This is a genomic window from Slackia sp. (assembly GCF_977041755.1).
Window position 1 is genome coordinate 1 of the sequence record NZ_CDRRGL010000020.1, and the last position, 20576, is coordinate 20576.

Annotated in this window: 24 protein-coding genes and 1 tRNA gene; 2 read left to right on the forward strand and 23 right to left on the reverse strand. The window is 56.8% G+C overall.

The genetic code is table 11. The features are described from left to right. Positions 1–54: 54 nt before the first annotated feature. The 16 genes from ACWI8T_RS03010 to infA all read right to left on the reverse strand — a co-directional run bounded on the left by ACWI8T_RS03010 (position 55) and on the right by infA (position 12939). On the reverse strand, positions 55–801 hold the full coding sequence (locus ACWI8T_RS03010) for a peptidoglycan-binding domain-containing protein (protein WP_123219962.1): 747 nt from the start codon (positions 799–801) through the stop codon (positions 55–57). A gap of 21 nt (positions 802–822) precedes the next feature. Further along, complete coding sequence (locus tag ACWI8T_RS03015; RefSeq protein ID WP_288483715.1) at positions 823–1863, reverse strand: polyprenyl synthetase family protein; 1041 nt, start codon at positions 1861–1863, stop codon at positions 823–825. Between the two features lie 291 nt (positions 1864–2154). Continuing rightward, positions 2155–2239 (reverse strand) — tRNA-Leu (locus tag ACWI8T_RS03020). 304 nt (positions 2240–2543) lie between these two features. Continuing rightward, positions 2544–3494 (reverse strand): Ppx/GppA phosphatase family protein, encoded by a 951-nt coding sequence (locus ACWI8T_RS03025; protein ID WP_418860989.1) that lies wholly within the window; start codon positions 3492–3494, stop codon positions 2544–2546. An 83-nt stretch (positions 3495–3577) separates the two neighbouring features. Further along, positions 3578–4849, reverse strand: coding sequence for an FtsB family cell division protein (locus ACWI8T_RS03030; protein ID WP_449137894.1), 1272 nt, complete (start codon positions 4847–4849; stop codon positions 3578–3580). Positions 4850–5087: 238 nt separating this feature from the next. Then, positions 5088–6557 carry a basic amino acid/polyamine antiporter gene (locus ACWI8T_RS03035; RefSeq protein ID WP_287539057.1) on the reverse strand — a complete coding sequence of 490 codons (1470 nt, stop codon included), beginning with the start codon at positions 6555–6557 and terminating at the stop codon, positions 5088–5090. Positions 6558–6758: 201 nt separating this feature from the next. Next, positions 6759–8048, reverse strand: a complete 1290-nt coding sequence (gene eno, locus ACWI8T_RS03040; RefSeq protein WP_449137895.1) for a phosphopyruvate hydratase — start codon at positions 8046–8048, stop codon at positions 6759–6761. 186 nt (positions 8049–8234) lie between these two features. Continuing rightward, complete coding sequence (locus ACWI8T_RS03045) at positions 8235–8954, reverse strand: energy-coupling factor transporter transmembrane component T family protein (RefSeq protein WP_449137896.1); 720 nt, start codon at positions 8952–8954, stop codon at positions 8235–8237. A gap of 96 nt (positions 8955–9050) precedes the next feature. After that, positions 9051–9389 carry a hypothetical protein gene (locus ACWI8T_RS03050; RefSeq protein ID WP_114614653.1) on the reverse strand — a complete coding sequence of 113 codons (339 nt, stop codon included), beginning with the start codon at positions 9387–9389 and terminating at the stop codon, positions 9051–9053. A gap of 104 nt (positions 9390–9493) precedes the next feature. Beyond that, positions 9494–9997, reverse strand: a complete 504-nt coding sequence (rplQ, locus tag ACWI8T_RS03055) for a 50S ribosomal protein L17 (protein ID WP_123219444.1) — start codon at positions 9995–9997, stop codon at positions 9494–9496. A gap of 15 nt (positions 9998–10012) precedes the next feature. Continuing rightward, positions 10013–10963 (reverse strand): DNA-directed RNA polymerase subunit alpha, encoded by a 951-nt coding sequence (locus ACWI8T_RS03060; protein WP_114614655.1) that lies wholly within the window; start codon positions 10961–10963, stop codon positions 10013–10015. Between the two features lie 30 nt (positions 10964–10993). After that, positions 10994–11590: a 30S ribosomal protein S4 gene (gene rpsD, locus ACWI8T_RS03065; RefSeq protein WP_114614656.1), complete on the reverse strand. Its 597-nt coding sequence runs from the start codon at positions 11588–11590 to the stop codon at positions 10994–10996. A gap of 21 nt (positions 11591–11611) precedes the next feature. Then, complete coding sequence (rpsK, locus tag ACWI8T_RS03070; protein ID WP_114614657.1) at positions 11612–12007, reverse strand: 30S ribosomal protein S11; 396 nt, start codon at positions 12005–12007, stop codon at positions 11612–11614. Between the two features lie 11 nt (positions 12008–12018). Further along, positions 12019–12387 carry a 30S ribosomal protein S13 gene (gene rpsM / locus ACWI8T_RS03075; RefSeq protein WP_114614658.1) on the reverse strand — a complete coding sequence of 123 codons (369 nt, stop codon included), beginning with the start codon at positions 12385–12387 and terminating at the stop codon, positions 12019–12021. Positions 12388–12409: 22 nt separating this feature from the next. Continuing rightward, positions 12410–12523 (reverse strand): 50S ribosomal protein L36, encoded by a 114-nt coding sequence (gene rpmJ / locus ACWI8T_RS03080; RefSeq protein WP_006363204.1) that lies wholly within the window; start codon positions 12521–12523, stop codon positions 12410–12412. 197 nt (positions 12524–12720) lie between these two features. After that, positions 12721–12939 carry a translation initiation factor IF-1 gene (infA, locus tag ACWI8T_RS03085; RefSeq protein WP_114614659.1) on the reverse strand — a complete coding sequence of 73 codons (219 nt, stop codon included), beginning with the start codon at positions 12937–12939 and terminating at the stop codon, positions 12721–12723. A gap of 427 nt (positions 12940–13366) precedes the next feature. On the opposite strand from infA, the gene ACWI8T_RS03090 reads away from it, so the two are divergent. After that, positions 13367–13810: a universal stress protein gene (locus ACWI8T_RS03090; protein ID WP_114614660.1), complete on the forward strand. Its 444-nt coding sequence runs from the start codon at positions 13367–13369 to the stop codon at positions 13808–13810. A gap of 133 nt (positions 13811–13943) precedes the next feature. On the opposite strand, the gene tsaE is transcribed toward ACWI8T_RS03090, so the two are convergent. The 4 genes from tsaE to hypB all read right to left on the reverse strand — a co-directional run bounded on the left by tsaE (position 13944) and on the right by hypB (position 17346). Further along, the gene (tsaE, locus tag ACWI8T_RS03095) at positions 13944–14396 is read right to left on the reverse strand and encodes a tRNA (adenosine(37)-N6)-threonylcarbamoyltransferase complex ATPase subunit type 1 TsaE (protein ID WP_302887136.1); all 453 of its coding nucleotides are present in this window, start codon (positions 14394–14396) and stop codon (positions 13944–13946) included. Between the two features lie 116 nt (positions 14397–14512). Next, positions 14513–15451 (reverse strand): aldolase, encoded by a 939-nt coding sequence (locus tag ACWI8T_RS03100; RefSeq protein ID WP_123219501.1) that lies wholly within the window; start codon positions 15449–15451, stop codon positions 14513–14515. Positions 15452–15639: 188 nt separating this feature from the next. After that, positions 15640–16458 (reverse strand): NAD(+) synthase, encoded by an 819-nt coding sequence (gene nadE / locus ACWI8T_RS03105; protein ID WP_449137897.1) that lies wholly within the window; start codon positions 16456–16458, stop codon positions 15640–15642. Between the two features lie 228 nt (positions 16459–16686). Continuing rightward, positions 16687–17346, reverse strand: a complete 660-nt coding sequence (hypB, locus tag ACWI8T_RS03110; protein WP_114614663.1) for a hydrogenase nickel incorporation protein HypB — start codon at positions 17344–17346, stop codon at positions 16687–16689. 245 nt (positions 17347–17591) lie between these two features. Here hypB and ACWI8T_RS03115 point away from each other — a divergent pair, with 245 nt between their 5' ends. Continuing rightward, complete coding sequence (locus ACWI8T_RS03115) at positions 17592–18476, forward strand: methionyl aminopeptidase (RefSeq protein WP_114614733.1); 885 nt, start codon at positions 17592–17594, stop codon at positions 18474–18476. Between the two features lie 77 nt (positions 18477–18553). On the opposite strand, the gene ACWI8T_RS03120 is transcribed toward ACWI8T_RS03115, so the two are convergent. The 3 genes from ACWI8T_RS03120 to ACWI8T_RS03130 form a co-directional block, all read right to left on the reverse strand. After that, on the reverse strand, positions 18554–18916 hold the full coding sequence (locus tag ACWI8T_RS03120; protein ID WP_449137898.1) for a hydrogenase maturation nickel metallochaperone HypA/HybF: 363 nt from the start codon (positions 18914–18916) through the stop codon (positions 18554–18556). Positions 18917–19129: 213 nt separating this feature from the next. Further along, the gene (gene tatC, locus ACWI8T_RS03125) at positions 19130–19993 is read right to left on the reverse strand and encodes a twin-arginine translocase subunit TatC (protein ID WP_288483743.1); all 864 of its coding nucleotides are present in this window, start codon (positions 19991–19993) and stop codon (positions 19130–19132) included. Between the two features lie 3 nt (positions 19994–19996). After that, on the reverse strand, positions 19997–20576 hold a 580-nt coding region (locus tag ACWI8T_RS03130; protein ID WP_449137899.1), incomplete at its 5' end, for a hypothetical protein.

The following is a 20576-nucleotide window of genomic DNA, read 5'->3' on the forward strand; positions in this document are numbered from 1 at the left end:
AAAAGCCCGCACACGGCGGGCTTTCAGAAACCTGAAAAGAAAACAGTTTTGAATTTAAAACGCGTTGCAGAATGCGTCCAAAAGCGTAATCGCATCGTGGTGAGCAGCTCGCTCGATAGCCGCCACGCTTTCGTCAACGCCGGGACCGACGATTTCAAGAACGATACGGCGAGGACGACCAGCTTCGGCAGCCTCATTTGCCGCATCAACCGCATTCGCAATGCGGCGACCAAGCACCTGAGGGTCGTCGCACACAACGCGTGGCACATTCGTTTCATAAGGCCGGCCCGAACGCACAATATGCGCAAGCAGCATATTCGCATCGGGAGGCACGAGCAACGTTTCGGCGCTCACCATTTTGGAGCGCGGATTCGTCGCCATAGCCAAGTTCGACATATTCGATGCCACGCTGCGCGTGTATTCTTCCGTGCCGAACAGACACACAGCATGGTTTTCAAGCACATCGGCGGCACGTGCGAATCCCATATATGCGCGATCTTCAATTTGAGGCTTGTCTTGCCATGCATTGTGCAAATGGCGCAGCGTCGCATACGTTTTCACGCCAGCGATGCCGTCGGGCACAAGGCCCATATTCAGCTGAAACTTGCGCAAAGCGCCTTCGGTATAGGCGCCAAACGTGCCGCTTACGCCGCCGCATGCAAAACCAAGCGCACCGAGAGCCGTTTGCAGCTGCTCGACGTCTTTGCCCGAAAAATACGGCGTGCGCAAATACAGCAGACGTTCACCCAGCTCAAAGCCCTCGTCGGCTTCGCCTTCCCTATGAATTGCTTGAGGAATCATAGCTTCGTCCTTAGCATCGCATTATTTCATGCGATTGATGAAATAATCGGCCATAGAAATGAGTAGCGCACGAGCATTGCTCTCGTCGATTTCCTGAAGGAGCTTTTCCTTTGCCTTATCGGTAAGCGAGCTCGCGTAATCACGCGCATAATCAAGAGAACCGGCCTCGCGCATAATCGACACAGCCTCGGCAAGCTCAGCAACATCGGTCGTTTTCGAAGAGAGAATCTCAACGAGGCGATCGCGCTTGTCGGAATGCTTCAGCGCATGCACGACCATGAGCGTGCGCTTGCCTTCAGTGATATCGCTCGCGTAATCTTTGCCCACGATTTCGGGGTCGCCCTCGATATTGAGCAGGTCGTCTTGAATTTGGAAAGCCAAACCCGTAGCCAAGCCATATTCGCGCAGCGCGGCAATCTGTTCTTCGGTGCCGCCACCAACGATGGCGCCGACAGCCAACGGAACCGCACCAGAATAATGCGCGGTTTTATGAATTGCCATGCACAGATAATCGTCGGGAGTGATGTCGTAACGCTTGTCGCGCGCCCAGCCCAAATCGAGGGCCTGGCCCTCGATGGTGCGGCGGGTCATTTCAATAAGCTCGGTAACCACGCGCACTTTTTGGGCATCGGTAAGATATGGATCCCTCATAACGGCACCATTCACCATGGAAAGCGCAAGGTCGCCCGTGTTAATGGCGATGCCCAAGCCTTCGGTGAGGTGCATGCAGGGCACGCCGCGACGGGTAGTCGCCTCGTCGGCGATATCGTCGTGAATAAGAGCCGCCGTATGGAAGTGTTCGATGGCCGAAGCGGCAGATGCAGCATGGCGAATATCGCCGCCCACAGCAACGCACGCCGCAAAGCAAATCAACGGACGGTGACGCTTGCCGCCGTTTTCGCTGTATTTCATAAGGGGCCCATAGAGATACGTATCCATATCGGGATGGTCGCCCGACGGGATATACGAGTTCACTAAATCGCCTACGACCTTGGCATTCTGAATGAGATACTCCTCGAACGACGCGGGCGGATTCGCCGCTGCCGTAAGGAGTTCGTTCATGCTTTCGTTTCTCACTTCAGCTGGATTCATACCGGACTTTCCGATCGTAGGTTCACCGCAATGGGTTCATGCAAAACAAAGCACCTGGAAGCCACGCTCTTCCTTGGTAGGAGTAGCAGGACTCCGGCCTCGCTCGCGCGAGCCCGACCCCTCAGGCTGAAGCCTTCGGGCGAATTCCTGAAAACTGCCCACTGGGCAGTTTTCTTGACGGAATTCCACCTCATCGGTTCGAGTCCCTTCCGACTCGAAGCCGCCATAGGTCGAAACCCGCCTGGAAGCCACGCTCTTCCTTGGTAGGAGCGGTGGGACTCGAACCCACAAGCCTTGCGGCGGCGGATTTTAAGTCCGCTGCGTATGCCAATTCCGCCACGCTCCCACGATGCTTATCGTGCTATTTGCACGGTTTTCCATGATAGCAAATGAGCAACAATCACTGCAAAAGCCCACGAAAGACACGCTAATACCATCGTTTTGCGCCAGTCGCCGAGCAACGCGGGCCCTGAGCGATCAAAACGTTTTGAGAATCGCCAAATCGCGCACAAGGGCCCGACTCGCGGCAATCGGCTCCACGCTCACGCCCTAGGGCGTCCTTCCGTAAAGTCAAAAGCCGGCACCCCCGTTAACATGCTATATGCTCTGAGCATTGAATACATGGGGGGCTTGCAATTAACCAGCGCTTCCTAAAGCGCGTTTCTTGCCGCGTCGAGCACAATGCCGATAAGAATATCACTCTCGCTCACCGTGAAGCCGTCAAGATTCGCAAGGTCCATGACCGCACCCAGAATCACAAGGCCCGCAGGAAAAATACCCGCCCGCTTGGGCTGGATGCCTGCAACCTTCATGCGTTCGGCGAGCGGCAGCTCCCACATGCGCTTGGCCACTTCGTCGAATTCAGCGCGCGTCACGCGAGAGCCGTGAACCTTCGACGAGTCATAGGGCACCAAAGCGTCTCGCACGGCCACCACACTCGTGGGCGTCCCCGCAACCGCAACAAGACGGTCGCACGAATTGCGCGTTTCGAAAAACGGCGCGAGAGTCTCGTGCGCCCATGCCGAAGCCGCAGCAAGCTCGCCTTTCGTCGGCGGGTCGCCGGCCAAGAATCGCTCCGTCATGCGACGGCAGCCGATGTTGAAAGAATGCGATGCTCGAACCGCAACATCAGGTACAAGGTCGCCAGCCGATCCATTCGCTCGACCAAATACCATCTCGGTCGAACCGCCACCGATATCGGCAAACAACAAATCCTCATTGCGAAAATCATTCGACGCACCCAAAAACGACAGCGCCGCCTCACGCTCGCCCGGAATCACCGACAGTTCAACGCCGACTTCACGCAGACGTGACACGAATACTCCCGAATTGCGCGCATCGCGACTCGCGCTCGTGGCAAGAGCGACCACGCGATCGACAGCGCAATCGGCTGCGCATGCATCAATAACCTTGCGGTACTCAGCGACCTGGGCAACCGTGCGATCGATCGCTTCGGGCAAAAGTTCGCCTGAGGCATCGACCCCTTCGCCCAAATTCGTGATGGCGCTTTGGCGGGCCACCTGGTAAACACCCGAAGCATCCACGTCCGCAACGAGCAAACGGCTCGTTACTGTTCCGATATCGATTGCAGCGACCCTCATGCGACGCACCTTTCCGCTCGCTCTTCCATCTTGCTTTCATTGTAAAGAAAGAGCCGGGGAATTTCCCCGGCTCGAATCGTGCTTTATTGAGCGTCGCTATACCCGAAAAGAGGGTCGAGCACGCCCGAGTACCATGTGTCGGGCGTTTTCACGCTCGCGGAATCGATTTGAGAATGCACCGTATCGGGCGTCGACGACGTTTCGTCTTCAGAAAGGCCAACCACAACGCCAGCGGTCTCGCCCTTCGACACCCAACCAAGCTGCTCGCGCGCGACATCTTCGATGCCCTCGTCGGTCGAAAGCCGATCAATGTCGCTTTGGATAGCTGCGTTGCGCTCGCTGAGCAGGGCGTATTCCGCCTCAAGCTTGTCTTGCGTGCGCAAACCCACGTAATACTGCTGCGCCATAGGATACAAGAACCAAAGAGCCGCGGCGATGCAAATCAAAATGCCGAGCGCATAGACCCAAATCGGTGCGCTCAAATGGGCTTTTGTCTGCGACGCGCGACTTGTGGCAGCCGCGCCTCGGCCGCCACGGGCACTGCGTCCCTCGTTCGAACCGCCAAGGTCGTTGAAAGCTCGCTTATGATTACGACCCATCTCGCCTTTGTAGACCGCCGCCCGACTGCCCGCTTGCGCAGGAGCGCCAGCATCGCCTCCAAATTGACGATTGAAAAGCTTCTCGGCTTTGGCCTTGGCCTTCGACTTCTGACGGCGCTCCTTTTTCGAAAGGCGCGAGCCATACGACGTCTCGTCCTCGTCATTCTCGATATCATCGGGATCGAACACCTCGACCGCAGCACGGGGCTGCGCCGATGCGCCACGCGAGTTGCGCGACTCGCCCGTACGAGAGGAGCGGCGCGAATTCAAGCGGGCCGAACCGTCGCCGAAGAGCTGCTCGTCAAGATCGTCGAATGCCGAAAAAGCGCCCAAATCGAAGCCGGACGGCCTCGACGCCTTTCGGCCCGATGCCGAACGCGAGGAGCGAGCCGGACGCGAACTCACGCGCGAATTCGCCGCGAACGATGCTTCGCGGTCATCGTAGGGACTCGGCTCAACGATAGGCTGGATACGTCCAGAGCGCGTGACTTTCGAGAATCGAGCACGTTCGCCGCGGGCGAAACGGTCGCTTGAAAACGAATCGAGCGATTGGGAATAATCGAGCCCGCGAGCGGAAGAGGTTTCGCCAACAGCATGAGAGCTGACGCGGCCTGATGAGGCATAGACGTCGCGACCGCGCATGGATGCGCTTTCGTCATATCGAGCAGCACGCGACTCAACAACATCTCGCAACGCACGCGAAGATGCGCGGTTCGAGCCGTCAAATGAAATGATATTGCTGCTGTTGCGCGACATAAAAAATGAGGCCCCTTGCATCGTGATGTGTTTGAAGTGGATGTAATGCTGTGAGCTAATGTCCGTTCATGATACCACGCAGACGGCAGGCGCGGCATCCAATCGACCACGCGCGTGCTTATTTTCACGAACAGAAAACAAGCCCAGGTTATCGCGCTGCATCCTCCCTCAACGCAAAAGGGCCAGGGAGCAATCCCCTGGCCCTAGCGCATCACTTCGCGCAACGAAAACGTTCGAGTTAGATAACCGAAATCGTACCCGTCGCAATGCACACGATGCTGATCACGAAGAACGCGACAATAGCGGCGGCAACCACCTTGTCGAGCGTTTTCGGCAGGAATGCCTCGTTACGCTCTTTCTGGCCATACCAGTACAAAACAATGCCCGGCGCAAACAGAATGGTCGTGATCATGAGACCCGTAAGGCCGCCCGCGTAAATTAGGAAGATCGAGTAGAAGAAGCCAACGATGCCAATACCGCGGTAGAACGCTAGTTTGCCGCCCGTAACGCCTTCGAACCCGTCCTTCTTAAACGCACACACGAGCAAGAACATCGAACTGAAGAAGTACGGAATCAAAATCATCGAAACCGACACGCCATAGAAGAACTGGTACGTTTGCTCAGAGAACAAAATGATGACGAGGAACGCCTGAACGATGAGACAGGTCACCGTAAGGGTGACGATAGGGGCGCCCTTGCGATTTTCCTTCGCGAAGACTTTCGGGAACACGCCCTGCTTCGCAGCCTCGTGCGGACATTCGGAAGAGATGATGGTGTAGCCCAGCATGGCGCCCAGAAGAGACAGCGCAACGCCCAAATTCACAAGCGCCGCGCCCCACGGGCCAACAACGGCCTCGAGCACGCCCGCCATCGACGGGTTGGGGAGCTCTGCAAGCTCAGCGCGAGGCATAACGCCCATGGACAGAATGGAAACCAGCAGGTAGATGCACAGAATGCCAATAAATGCGGTGACGGTTGCGCGGCCTACGTCTTTGCTGTATTTCGCGCGACCGGAAATGGCGACAGCACCCTCGATGCCCAAGAAGATCCAGATGCTCACGCCCACGGTGCCAACAACCTGATCCCACAAGCTCGGTCCATCGGGCTCGCCCCAGAAGTTGTCCATGAAGATTTCCGGGTCGAAGTGCATGCTGAACAGAATTGCGACGATCGCAACAAACAGCGGAACCAGCTTGGCGATAGTCGTGATGATGTTGACGCTCGCAGCCTCTTTCACGCCGCGGCTCACCAAAAGCCAGCAAATCCAAACCACGATGGATGCGCCGATGACCGAAGGAAGGTTATTGCCCTCACCGAACAGAGGAACGAAGTACGAGATGGACGCGAACAGAAGCGTGGTGTAGGAAACGGTGGCAAGCAGCGCCGAAATCCAGTAGCCATAGGCCGAAATGAAGCCCATGAACTCGCCCCAACCTGCGCGAGCATACGAATAGATGCCGCCCACCAATTCAGATTTATATTTGCTCAGTGCGTAGAAGCACATCATGAGCGAGAAAACGCCGATGCCGCATACGACCCAGCCGATGAGCACGGCACCCGTATTCGCGCCCGCCGCGGCCATATCGCCGGCCATGGTGAAGACGCCACCGCCGATAACGGCGGTAATCACGGCCGCAATAAGATGCGGCAGCGACAGGCCATTGGGATCGTTCACCTGAGATGACGAGCCCCCGTTGGACTTTGCCATAGTATTCCTGCTTTCTTTAGCGACTCGTTGAAACACCGAACACCCCTGCACAGCGTTTCAACATAACTCATTCACTATACCCCACATAGTGCAGGGTTTTCGGACGAATTCGTCCCAAGTTTTCCCGCGGCAACAAGAAAGCCCCAGCAACTGCCAGGGCTTTCGCGATTCGCTCTTGCGCAAAATCGATTCGACGCAAAACTACTTGATGTTGTAGAACGCATCCTTGCCAGCATATGCGCCGGACATGCCGAGTTCTTCCTCGATACGGATGAGCTGGTTGTATTTAGCGATGCGGTCGCTGCGGCATGGAGCGCCCGTCTTGATTTGGCCGGTATTCATGGCAACGGCCAAATCGGCGATCGTGGTATCTTCGCTCTCGCCAGAGCGGTGGCTCATGACGCACGCGTAACCGGCTTCCTTGGCCATCTCGATAGCCTCGAGCGCCTCGGTAAGGCTGCCAATCTGGTTCACCTTCACCAAAATGGCGTTGGCGACACCCATCTCGATGCCCTTCTTCAAACGCTCGGTGTTCGTGACGAACAGGTCGTCGCCGACGAGCTGCACGCGGTCGCCAATGCGATCGGTAAGAAGCTTCCAACCATCCCAGTCTTCCTCGGCCATGCCGTCTTCGATGGAGATGATGGGGTACTTATCGACGAGCTTCTCCCAGTAATCGACCATTTGCTCGCTCGTGTACTCAACGCCTTCGCCTGCGAGGCAATACATGCCGCGCTCAGCGTCGTAGTATTCCGTGGAAGCAGGGTCCATGGCGAACATGATGTCACCGCCCGGCTTGTAGCCCGCGGCCTCGCATGCCTGAACGATGTATTTCAGAGGCTCTTCGTTAGTCTTCAGGTTGGGAGCGAAACCGCCCTCGTCACCCACGCCGCCACCGAGGCCAGCTTCATGCAAAACCTTTTTCAACGTGTGATAAATCTCGGCGCACCAACGCAGGCCCTCGGCGAACGACTCGGCGCCAACAGGCATAATCATGAACTCCTGGAAGTCAACGTTGTTGTCGGCATGCACGCCGCCGTTGAGAATGTTCATCATGGGCGTCGGCAGCACATGGGCGTTTGCGCCGCCAACGTAGCGATACAGCGGCAGCTCGCTCGACTGGGCAGCGGCACGTGCGCAAGCGAGAGAAGCACCCAAAACGGCGTTCGCGCCCAGGTTGCCCTTGTTCGGAGTACCGTCGACGTCAATCATTTCGGCGTCGATAGCACGCTGGTCGCGAGCGTCCATGCCGATAATCGCTTCGGCAATTCCCTCATTCACATGGGCGACGGCCTTCTGAACGCCCTTGCCAAGGTAGCGGTCCTTATCGCCGTCACGCAGCTCAACAGCCTCGAATGCGCCAGTAGATGCGCCAGACGGAACGATCGCGCGTGCGAACGAACCGTCGTCGAGGGTAACCTCGACCTCAACCGTGGGGTTGCCGCGGGAATCGAGAACCTCTCGGCCGTAGACGTCGAAGATGATGCTCATGAAGTTTCCTCCTATGATGAACGAACCGGGGCCTACAAGCCCCGCCCTAACAGCGAAATTGTATACCACACACGAAAGGGCGATGCGGCAAACGGCGCAACTTAGCCGGCAAAGGGGCTCGAGCAACGGAGACTGGCGTAAAAGCATCGTTCAAAGGCACTTTTGACCCCTTGCAAGCAGTCTACTTCACAAGAGAACGCCCATAAAAATGCAGAAGACGGAAAATGCCGCGACTAAAGCGACCGAACGCGGCCCCACGCGCTGCTCGCCGTGCAAGCATGTACGAACTCCGGGCGCACCATAACATCGAGCCTCCATGGCACATGCCAATACGCTCGCATGGCGAAACAATCCTACGAGCATCGGAACGAAAGCCCTGCCCCGCTGCACTATCTTGTTCACAAAGCCACCGTCGTCGAAATGCGCGCACCGCGAACGTTGCGCCTGGCACACAATCACATATTCGTCAAAACACGCCGGAATGAAACGAAGAGCGAGCGAGAACGTCGTCGAAATATCGTCAACAGGAACCCCGAGATTCCGAAGAGGGCTCATCAAGCCCGAAAATGCGCGAGTGAACTGCGCGCTGTCATACGCGAGGGAGACCGAAAGCGCAGCCAAAGCAAGAACGATGATGCGTGCTGCATAGAAAAGCCCAGCACCAATGCCATGGGGAATTTGAGCGACGACGGTACACGCGAGAATGAACGCAAGCGGAGCTATACATGCGCCCATATTGCGCAACGAAATACGAAAAAACAGAAGCGCCGCGACCAAGAGCAGAACAAATACGCCCAACCCCAGCCACGTTGCCACGAAAAATAGCGAAACCGAATACGCAAATAGGCCCACAAGGGCGAAGCGAGCGTCAAGCGAAGTCGAATTATGTTGTGCGGACATGAGCATGCCGCAAGTATAAAAGAGGAAGGCCGAAGCCCTCCTCTTGAAATGCGCATTCCATTGTTTTCGCTCCGAGAAAACCCGAGCAAGAATCGAGAGAACCTACTCCCCCGCCTTATTGGCATTGCGCTGCGATACTTCCTTGGCCATTTCAGCCGCTTTGTCGCCAACTTCTTTCGCGGTGTCCATGAGCTTATCGCTTACAGCTTTCGCGTCATCCATCGCCTTCTCGGTCGCATTCTTCGCCTCGTCGATAAGGCCCGGAATATTTTCGCGTGCCTGGTCGGTCAACGCCTGGCGCTTTTCGCGAGCGCTTGCAACGACGCTTGGGGCCTGCTCTTGAGCGGTATCGATCATTTTGTCGGTCGCAGCTTTCATATCGCCCGCTAATTCCTGCGCGGCATCGATTGCGCTATTGAGGATTTTTCCAAACTCAGACATGAGATGCCTCCTTGCAATAGGTTCCCCTCGTCTTTATATGGTAACGCAAAAACGCCGCCCCGAAGGACGGCGTTTGTATTGCCATATTCCCGTTGAAAAGCGAGTTATTCGGCTTTTTCCTCGGTAGCAGCTTCAGCCTCGACGGCTTCTTCAGCCTTGGGCTCCTCGACGGTCTCTTCGGCCTTAGCCTCTTCAACCTTCTTCGGAGCAGCCTTAACAGCTTCGGCCTTCTTCTCGGCCTTCTTCACGGGCTCGGTCACGAGCTCCATGATAACCATGCTAGCGTTGTCGCCCTTGCGGGTGCCAAGCTTCATGATGCGAGTGTAGCCACCCTGACGGTCGGCCCACATGCCCTGCTGAACCTTCTCAAAGATCTCGCGAACGAGCTCTTTGTCGCCGAGAGCGGCGATAGCGAGACGGCGAGAATGCAGGTCGCCACGCTTGGCCCAGGTGATGATGCGGTCGACGTCGGGACGAATCTCCTTAGCGCGGGCTTCAATGGTCTTAATGCGATCATTGGTGAACAGCGCCTGCACCAGGGACTTCTTCATGGCCTTAGTATGGCTGGCATCGGTGCCCAGCTTGCGGCCCTTCTTGTAATGCCTCATCGTGTAGTCTCCTAGTTATTGCTTCAAGTTGAGGTCCATAGAGATCAGCTTATCCTTGACCTCTTCGATGGACTTCGCGCCAAAGTTGCGGATGTTGAGCAGGTCGTTCTCGGAGAACTCGACCAGCTGACGCACCGAATGGATGCCTGCGCGCTTCAAGCAGTTGTAAGAGCGGACGGAAAGGTCCAGGTCCTCAATCTGCTTGTCGAGCTCGGCGTTGGCCTCCTGGCCCTCCGGTGCGAAGATGGACGGAATCTCGCCCTCTTCCTCGTCGACAATATCAGCCAGCGAAAGGAAGGCACCCATGTACTGGTCGATGATGTTCGACGCACGGCACACCGCTTCGTTAGGAGCGATGGAGCCATCAGTCTCAACTTCGAGAACCAGCTTGTCGAAGTCGGTGCGCTGACCCACACGGGTGTCGCTCACTGCGAGAGTGCAACGACGCACGGGAGAGAACAAGCTGTCGACGTGGATGATGCCAATGGGGTCCTCGGTGCGCTTGTTGCGCTCAGCCGAGACGTACCCACGGCCCACGCCGATGCGGATGCTCATGTTCAGCGTGCCGCCATCGGCAACGGTGCAAATGACGTGCTCGGGGTTAATGAGCGTGAACTCGGCGGGAACCTTCACATCGGCGCCGGTCACCGTGCACGGGCCCTCGACCGAAATGGTGGCCGTGGCTTCCGTGTAGTCCTCAGAGAGGGCCGAGAAAACAAGGCCCTTCACGTTAAGGACGATATCGGTGACATCTTCGATGACGCCTTCAGCGGTCGTGAACTCATGCTGAACGCCTTCGATCTGGATAGCCGTGGCTTTGGCTCCGTCCAGCGACGACAGCAGAACGCGACGCATGCAGTTACCCAGCGTGTATCCGAAACCACGCTCAAGCGGCTCGACGATGAAGCGGGCGACGGTGTCGTTCACTTCTTCGGTAGTAACGGTTGGCCTCATGAACTCTGCCATAGTTTGTAAGCCTCCTTAAGCCGCGGTTAATTACTTCGAGTAGAGCTCGACGATAAGCTGCTCGTTGATGTCCAAATCGATCTGGTCGCGGTTGGGGAGAGACAGCACGTTGCCCTGAAGCTTCTCGATGTCAACCTCGAGCCATGCAGGAACCTGCATACGCTCGTTGGAAACGAGAGCGCTCTTGATAACGAGCATCTCCTTGGCCTTGTCGGCCACAGCAACGACATCGCCGGGGCGAACGCGGTAAGACGGAATGTCGACGCGCTTGCCGTTAACGGTAATATGACCATGGGAAACGGTCTGACGGGCTTCCTTGCGGGTGCGAGCAAAGCCCAGACGGAACACGACGTTGTCGAGACGCGACTCAAGGATGCGCATCAGGTTCTCGCCGGTGATGCCGGGCTGACGCTTAGCCTTGTTGAAGTAGCCGCGGAACTGCTTCTCCAGAACGCCATAGATGAACTTGGCCTTCTGCTTCTCGCGCAGCTGCATGCCGTACTCAGATTCCTTACGGCGACGCTTGGGCTGGCGAATGGATTCCTTCTTAGAGCTGTAGCCGAGCACGACCGGATCAATACCGAGCTGGCGGCAGCGCTTAAGAACCGGAGTTCTGTTGATTGCCATAGTGATTCGATCCTCTCTTAATTAGCAGCGGCGACGCTTGCAGGGGCGGCAGCCGTTGTGCGGGATGGGCGTGCAATCCTGAATGCTAGAGACCTCGAGGCCAGCAGCCTGCAGGGAGCGGATAGCGGTCTCGCGACCAGAGCCGGGGCCCTTCACGAAGACGGCGACCTTTTTCAGGCCATGCTCCATAGCGGTCTTGGCAGCCTGCTCGGCAGCCATCTGCGCAGCAAACGGGGTGGACTTACGAGAGCCCTTGAAGCCCACGGTGCCAGCAGAATTCCAGGAAATCACGTTGCCCTGAGGGTCGGTGATGGAAACGATGGTGTTGTTGAAAGTGCTCTTGATGTGAGCCTGTCCCACCGCAATGTTCTTGCGCTCGGAGCGCTTGATGCGGGTGCGAACGTTCTTTTTAGCCATGTGTCAAACCCCTACTTCTTCTTGCCGCCGATTTGCTTACGCGGGCCCTTACGGGTGCGAGCATTGGTGTGGGTGCGCTGGCCACGAACGGGCAGACCCTTGCGGTGACGGAGGCCACGGTAGCAGCCAATCTCCATCAGGCGCTTGATGTTCTGCGAAACCTCGCGGTGCAGGTCACCTTCGACGGTGAGGTTCTTGTCGATGTATTCGCGGATCTTCTGCAGATCGTCTTCGGAGATATCCTTGACACGGATGTCAGGGTTAACGCCGGTCTCTGCAATGATCTTCTTGGCGGTCGTGTTGCCGATGCCGTAAATGTAGGTCAAACCGATCTCGATGCGCTTCTCGCGAGGGAGGTCGACGCCGAAAAGACGAGCCATGGTATATCTTCCTCTCTCTTTTTTAGCCCTGGCGCTGCTTGTGACGAGGGTTCTCGCAAATGACGAGGACCTTGCCATGACGCCTAATGATCTTGCACTTGTCGCACATCTTCTTGACCGAAGGACGGACCTTCATGCTTGTCTCCTTTGAATGTGCGGCTTCCCTTCGGCTGACGGATTTGCCTCTGGGGAACCATTTACTCTTCACTCTATGAAACACGCCCAGCCGCAGGCGATGTTTTCACTTCTTGAGCCCCGAAGGGCATGCGCTCGAGAGCGCACTAAAGCACCCTGCCGGCTCACTTGCGCGATATGGCGGGTGCAACGTACCGCTTATTTAAAGCGATAGGTGATACGGCCACGGCTCAGGTCATAGATCGAAAGCTCGACCGTGACTTTGTCGCCGGGCAGAATCTTGATGTAATGCATGCGCATCTTGCCAGAGATATGAGCGAGAATCTCATGGCCGTTCTCGAGCTCGACTTTGAACATTGCGTTCGGGAGAGCCTCCAGAACGGTGCCCTCAAGTTCGATGACGTCTTCTTTAGCCAAGAATCTTCCTCTTCCCAAACTCTGTCGATTACGCTGTGCGCACTGCAAACGCAGCGACCGAATACTTTACCAGAGGTAAGGCAGAATCGCGCGTATATTGAGCAAGCTTTCACGAGGACACCACAACCCATGGCGCCTTCGCGTCGCACGTCGTGCATATTACCACGTTTTTCCCGTCTCCTTAGAACGTTCACCTGCGTTTTTCGTCTTTTTGTGAAACTTTATTTTAAGGAACTGCATACCGTTTTGGATATTGGTTTCTTATAGGAACCTATACCCTTTTCGGAAGGGTTGCCACAAGACCGAAACGGAGACGCTCGGGCGCGTTGAAAGACTTTAAAAGCCTCGCCCAATACCCCAGTGTTACAATAGAGTCATCGAAGGCGCGCATACCAATGCACGGCAAACTCAAGGGATTGGAGCCGTTATGTCAATGCAATACAAGCGTATTTTCGCTGCTCTCGATGGTGCGAAAACTCAGGAAATGGTCGCTGAACGCGCGATTGAGCTCGCTGCAAGCGAGCATGCCGATTTGCTGTTTGGCCACGTAGTCGATTCCGTGCCCTATGAGGCAGCCGGCACCGACTTCGCCGCACTGGCAATGGACATGAAGGAAAAGCTCGAAGATTCGCTCGGCGATATGCTAGAAGCTGCCCGCAACAACCCCGACATCCCCTCTGTTGGCGTCGTCGTGAAAGCCGGTCGCATTACCGAGACTTTGAACGAGGAGCTCATCCAGCCGTTCGATCCCGATTTGGTCATTTGCGGCGAGCGCGGCCTGAGCAACATCAAGTATGTGTTCGTTGGCAGCGTTTCCACGTACCTCATTCGTAATTTGCGCTGCGACGTCCTTGTCGTAAAGCAGGATTAATTCAGCACGAACAACGGGAGCCCCTGCGGCTCCCGTTTCTTTTAGGTAGCTTAGTACCTTTTCGATACTTACTTTCTTTTTATTTAGTATTTAGTTTCTAGAAGTTATTTAGGATATTTGCAACTGCAAGAAACTAAAACAGACCATCTACCAACTCGCGGGCACGCTCCCCTGTCGCATTTGCATGAATCGTGCGCGTGCCATCTTCAGACACCTTGAAATCGAGTACGAGGCAATCGTCGGGTGCGGCCTCTTCGAATTTATCGCCCCATTCTACAAGCGACACGCCATCGCCTTCGGTAATGCCGTAATAGTCGATATCTTCGAGCTCTTCGGGCTCTTCCAAACGATACAAATCGAAGTGATACAGCGGCAAGCGGCCATCGTGGTATTCGCACACCAAATTGAACGTGGGGCTTGTAGGAACTTCGGCAATGCCGAGTCCCGCAGCGAAGCCTTGCGTGAAGTGGGTTTTGCCCGCGCCCAAATCTCCCACGAGCAAAATCACATCGCCTGGCTGCACACGCTCAGAAATCGCGCGAGCAAGTTGCTGGGTTTCTTCAACGCTATGGCTTACGTACGGCATGCGAGTCCCTTTCTGAATGCCATCCCGAACGTCGAAAGCGAAGCGTCGGGCAATAAAGAGAAGGCCCCGTTGCCGGGACCTTCCGAACAAGCTCTTCGATTGTACGCGAATTCGACTTACAGCGCGAAGTCTTTCTCGCCCTTGAAGACCGCCAGAGCGTCGGCGACGCTGTAGTCGGCGAGAGTGATGGCGGAAATCGCCTTGGTCAAACGCACGGCCTCGTCGAGGGAGCGCTGATGAATGTTGCGACCAGTCGCGTTGCCGCAGGCATGGCCAACATGAATCTGATCATGCAGCTGCGTGAGGAACGTTTCGGCGTCGACGGTGGAGCCGCCAGCGCACACAAGGCCCGTGCGGCCAGCAGCGGCGGAAGCGACTGCAAGGTTCTCGGCGGAGGTTGCTTCGTCGGTAGCCTTCGGCGGGTTCACCTTCACGAAGTCGGCACCCAGGCACAGCGCGACGCCAGCGGCGCCAGCAATGAGGGCAGGAGCCTTCTCATCGGCAACAGCCTTGCCGCGAGGGTAAATCCACAGAACCACGAGCAAGCCGGCGGCGTGGGCCTCGGCGATGAGCTGGCCGGCCTCGGCGAGCATGGTGCTTTCGTATTCAGAACCCAGGTAGATGGTGTAGCCCAAGCCCACCACGTTCACGCCGTTCGCACGCATATCGAGCACGGCCTCGAGGTCGTGCAACTGCGGGCTATAGGGATCGTCCTGGGCGGTTTTCACGAGGTTGGTCTTTGAATTCATCTTGACCAGGTAGTTGACCTCGGGATAATCGGCAGCATAACGAGCAACGAGGCCGCGCTGGCCGGCGCATACGCCGCACACGCCTTCGCTGGCAATTTTGAACAGATGCTCGGGATCGAGGTCGGCGGGGTCGATGCCTTCGCCGTAGAAGTCGCCATTGAGATGCTCGATCTTCTGGTCGCATGCGAACAGCATCAAACGGCCGGTACCGCGCGTGGCGGCCATATAATTGTCAATGTACGTCTCGCGAGCGTCGGCGCTCACGTCGGCGGGAACCTTCACCTGATCACGGGTGATTTCGGGCATGTCGTTCCTCCTTGTGAAGATACGGTTTGCAAACGTCATCGCCGCAGACGGCGCGATGGCCGCTTCGCGTATGACCAATCAAGTTTAGCCGATGCCGCACAGCTTCAAAGCGCTTTCACAGGAACGGCAGCGACATCGCCGCAGACGGCGCGATTTTGAGGGCGGGCGCAATATGCCCGCAGACAACACTATTCCGCGTATGGAATAACGGGGAATTGCGGCTCGAGGGCGCGCTTGAACGCATACGCCTCCACACGTTTGGTAATGCGTTCGACCTCTGCCGCGTCATAGCCGGCAGCAATGAGTTGCTCGACGCTTTTGCCGCGTTCTTTGTAATCGATGAGCAGCTTGTCGAGCTCGGCATAGGTGGTGCCGAGCGAGGCCTCATCTTGCTGGTCGGGAGCGAGCTCGGCACTCGGCGGCTTCACGAGCACATGTTCGGGAATGGGGACCACCCGTCCCGCCGCTTCAGCGCGAGCATTCACCCAACGTGAAACTGCATACACGTCGGTTTTATACAAGCCGCCAATAGGGGCATAAGCGCCAGCCGTATCGCCATAAAGCGTGGAATAGCCCATCATGGCCTCGCTCTTGTTACCGGTGTTCACCATGGTCCACCCGTAGAAGTTCGCAAGCGCCATGAGCACAATCATGCGGCATCGAGCCTGGGTGTTCTCACCCGCCGTTGAGCGATCGAAACTCGGGCACAGGTTCGACAGCTGACTCTCGAACACCCGATATGCCTCCGCGATGCTTACGCGCTCAGCACGAATACCCAGGTTGCGGGCAAGCTCCTGGGCGTCGACCAAGGAATGTTCGGTGGAATAAGGACCGGGCAGCATATAGCCGTGCACGTTTTCGGCGCCGAAGGCATCCACGCACATGCATGCAACCAGGCTCGAATCGATTCCGCCCGAAAGTCCCAAAACAACGCCGTGGCCTCCAATGCCCTCTACGAATTCTTTCAGGCCCGCAACACAGGCCGTATATTGCTGTTCGGGGTTCATAGCACGCACTTCCTTTCACGTTTTTGAAAGTCTAGCTCAAGGCTGTTTCTAAGGCATTTCGAACAACGCATGACAATAAAATAAAGAAAGCGGCCGCGCACCTTTGCGCAGCCGCTTGAAATCGAGAAAACAATGGCGGTCTCTCAAATGCCACAAGGGACGCTCCGATCGATTCGAAAGGAATCGCTCTGGCCAACCTTCGCCCCAGATGATTCCAGCATAACAGGCTTAGGCCTGCTGGAGCGCATGGATGCGATCGCGCAGCCAATTGGCCCAAGCGTCAACGCCCTCACCCTTCGTCGCCGCGATGGGGAAAATAGGTGCCTTCGGATTGAGCTGGGCAACTTCGTCGCGGAAAGCTTTCTCGTCGAAATTGAACACGCTCATGGTGTCGACCTTGTTCAGGATAATGGCCTCGCTCGCCTGGAAAACGCCGGGATACTTCAGCGGCTTGTCGTCGCCTTCTGGCACGGACAAAATCATGACCTTGGCGCCTTCGCCCAAGTCGAAATCGGTGGGACACACGAGGTTGCCTACATTTTCGACAATGATGAGGTCGAGGTTGTCCAAGTCGAGCGCATCGACCGCGCGGCGAATCATGTCGCTTTCAAGATGGCACGCGCCACCCGTGTTGATTTGCACCGCAGCAATGCCCTGAGCGCCAATGCGCTTCGCATCGACGTCGCTCGCGATATCGCCTTCGATAACGGCGATGTTGAACTCGTCGCGCAGCGCTTCAATGGTGGCCAGAATGGTAGACGTTTTGCCCGAGCCGGGGCTTGCGAGCAAATCGAGCACGAACACGCGCTTTTCGGCGAACAGTGCGCGGTTCTCCTGCGCAAGGCGATCGTTCTTGTCGAGAATGGGTTGTTTCATATCTATTTGCATGGGATTCCTCCTCTTCTAACGCTGCGCTCAGTGTAGTGCATTTCGCGCGCGATGCGACGCGCGGAGGCACCGCAGCACACCAATGGCATGTATCGCGCGGAAGCGGTATTGAAGGTGAGATGAACGATTCGTCAGATGTTTCCCTTGGCTTTCTTTCTGCAATGACCACGCCTGAAATGAGCGCTACAATATCTGAAACTATTTTTGCGGCCGATCGCGGCCGCCCGAGCGAAACGAGGATCGCAATGTACGACGGCGAAGGCCAGCCGGGACGCAACGACGAATGCTGGTGCGGCAGCGGCAAGAAGTACAAGAAGTGCCATTGGCAAACCGATGAGCGCCTGCAAGAGCTCTATGACAAGGGCTACGAAGTTCCCACGCGCGACATTCTGAAAGGCCCCGCTGACATCGAGGCCATCAAAGCAAGCGCAGCCATCAACGTGGGCGTGCTCGACATGGTAGCCGAGCGCATTGCGCCGGGCGTGTCCACCGAAGAAATCGACCAGTGGATTTACGATTACACCATCGAACATGGCGGCACGCCGGCCGACCTGGGATACGGCGGCTTCCCGAAAAGCGTGTGCACGTCCATCAACGACGTTATTTGCCACGGCATTCCCTGCAAAGAGGACGTGCTGAAAGAGGGCGATATCGTCAATATTGACTGCTCCACCATTCTTGACGGCTATTACAGCGATTCGTCGCGCATGTTCTGCATTGGCGAAGTCTCGCCCGAACGCCGCCGTCTGGTTGAAGAAACCAAGAAGGCCGTGGAAGCGGGCCTTGCCGCCATTAAGCCCTGGGGGCTATTGGGCGACGTGGGCGCCGCCGTACACGAATACGCCAAAGCGCAGGGCTATTCGGTCGTGCGCGAATACGGCGGACACGGCTGTGGCTTTGAATTCCACGAAGACCCGTTCGTGAGCTTCGTGAGCGAGCCAGGCGAAGGCATGGTGCTCGTACCGGGCATGACGTTCACCATCGAGCCCATGGTGAACGCGGGCGCACCCGACATTGATTCGAGCGACCCGAACGGCTGGACCGTGCGCACTGCCGACGGCAGCGACACGGCCCAATGGGAAGTTCAGGTTTTGATCACCGAAACTGGATATGAGCTTTTGAGCTGGTAACTTCTTCTATTTCTATCATGGCCGCCATTCATGCGCCCCATGCAAAATCGCCCCGAGAAAAACTCGGGGCGATTTTTTTATTCTTCGTTTTCGTCGGGAATATCGACTTCGATCGAATCGATTCGCAGTTCCTTGCCTTCGATGAGGTCGGCAAAACCACCGCATTCGGGACACAACACATGGAAGCGATCGTGGGTAAATTCATGGCCACATTCCACGCAGCGGCTCTTCGGCGGCACCATGGTAATGTCGAGCTTCGAGCCTGAGAACAGCGGATCGTTGTCGGTAATGGCCTCGTACGCAAAGGTGAGAGCGTCCTCGATGGCCTCGGTCATCTCGCCTACGGAAAGCGACACTTTCAGTACCTTGTCGGCATGGTTCGCCTCGGCCGCCTGGCGCACGCTCTCAACGACGCCCGTCACCATTCCAAGCTCGTGCATGATTACCCTTTCCGCCGTTCTGCCGGACGGCGGAACGAATTGACGCTACAAAGCTGTCCAGCACGGCATCTTGGCCCTCAGACTTCACCTTGCGTAGCGCTGCTACGCGGCGGCTTGCCTTCAGGCCAACCTGCCGCACCGGACAGCTTTTCGCTGACTTTTCCTATCAAGTAAGAATACTAAAAGCACCACCTTCGCAGATGGCGCTTTCGGTTAGTCGTCCAGGTCCATGTGTTCCTTGAACTTCTTCTTGGCCTTCTTCTTGGTTTCGTCCCATTCGGCAGCAATCTCGGCATCTTCGGCCGCCTCGCGGGCCTCTTCCTCCTGGCGCTTCTTTAAACGGTTGCCCAGAACGATTCGTGCGACCAGCAAGCTAGCCTCATACAGAACGATCATGGCGCCAAACATGAGCAGCATGGTAACGGGCGAAGCGTCGGGCGTTGCCATAGCGGAAATGACCATAAGCACGATGTAAACCGTACGCCACGAGCTGCGAAGCTTCTTATAGGGAACGATGTCGAAAATAACCAAGTAGAACACGACGAGCGGCAGTTCGAATGCGACGCCGAAACACAGCTCGAAGTTGATGATGACATCGACCCACGATTTGGCGTCGGGCAGGATTTGCGCGAAGCCGCCAGCCTGATCGGTGAGCCACTGCACAGCCGGATGCAAAATGAACAGATAGCAGAACACCGTACCGAACATGAACAAGAGCACGCCCACGGCAAACGTGGGAATGAACCACTTGCGCTCGTTAGGCTTCAAGGCCGGCAGGAAGAACGCGAGAATCTGCCACAGAATAATAGGCATGCATGCGACAACCGACGCCCACAGCGCAACCTTGAAGCGAATCGTGAACGAGCCGAACACGTCGAGCACGTTCAAAACCACCAAGCCATCGTCGCCCTTTGGCAGGTAATCAGCTACGGGCAGGCACATAAATTGAATGATGGTAGGCGTTGCCATATAGAACACGCACATGGCAATAAATAGGGAAACCACGATGCGCACCAAACGCATGCGCAACTCACCCAGATGATCAAAAAGCGGCATTCTCGCCGGACCGATAGGCATGGGCTACTCCTCCTTCTGGGTCGCGGCGGACTCGTTGGCAGCGTCGGCCGCTGCGGGACGCTTCTTCTTTTTAGCAGGCTTGGCCGTGCCGAGAATCTCGCTCGCGAGTTCGGCCTCGGCGGCACGCTCGGCGTTGACTTCGGCCTGAGCCTTCTCAGTTGCTTCCATGCGCGCGGCCATGACCTTCTCATGCACCGTTGCGGGCTTGGTTGCGGCAGCCAGCTCTTCAGCTTTCGCCTTCGCCTTGGCGGCATCGCCGCTCAGGGCCTTGGCGGCCTCCGCGCTCAAGGCAGCGTTCGCAGCAGTCGCGGCCGCAATGCCCGCGCCAGCCTCGCCGGGCTTCGCCTGCACTGCGGCGGCAGCGGCGGCTTCGGCTTCCTTCTTGGCGGCTTTGGCGGCTTCGGCTTCGGCAGCGGCTTCAGCGCGCACTTCCTTGGCGGCTTCCATCGCAGCCTCGCGCTTCACCTTGTCGGCGCGCTCTTTGTCGTATTTCGCCTTACGAGAAGCGAACGATTCCTTCTTCTCGATTTTCTGCTTGTTCTCTTTGTCGATCTGCTCCATCGGGTTTTTGACGGAGTCATCG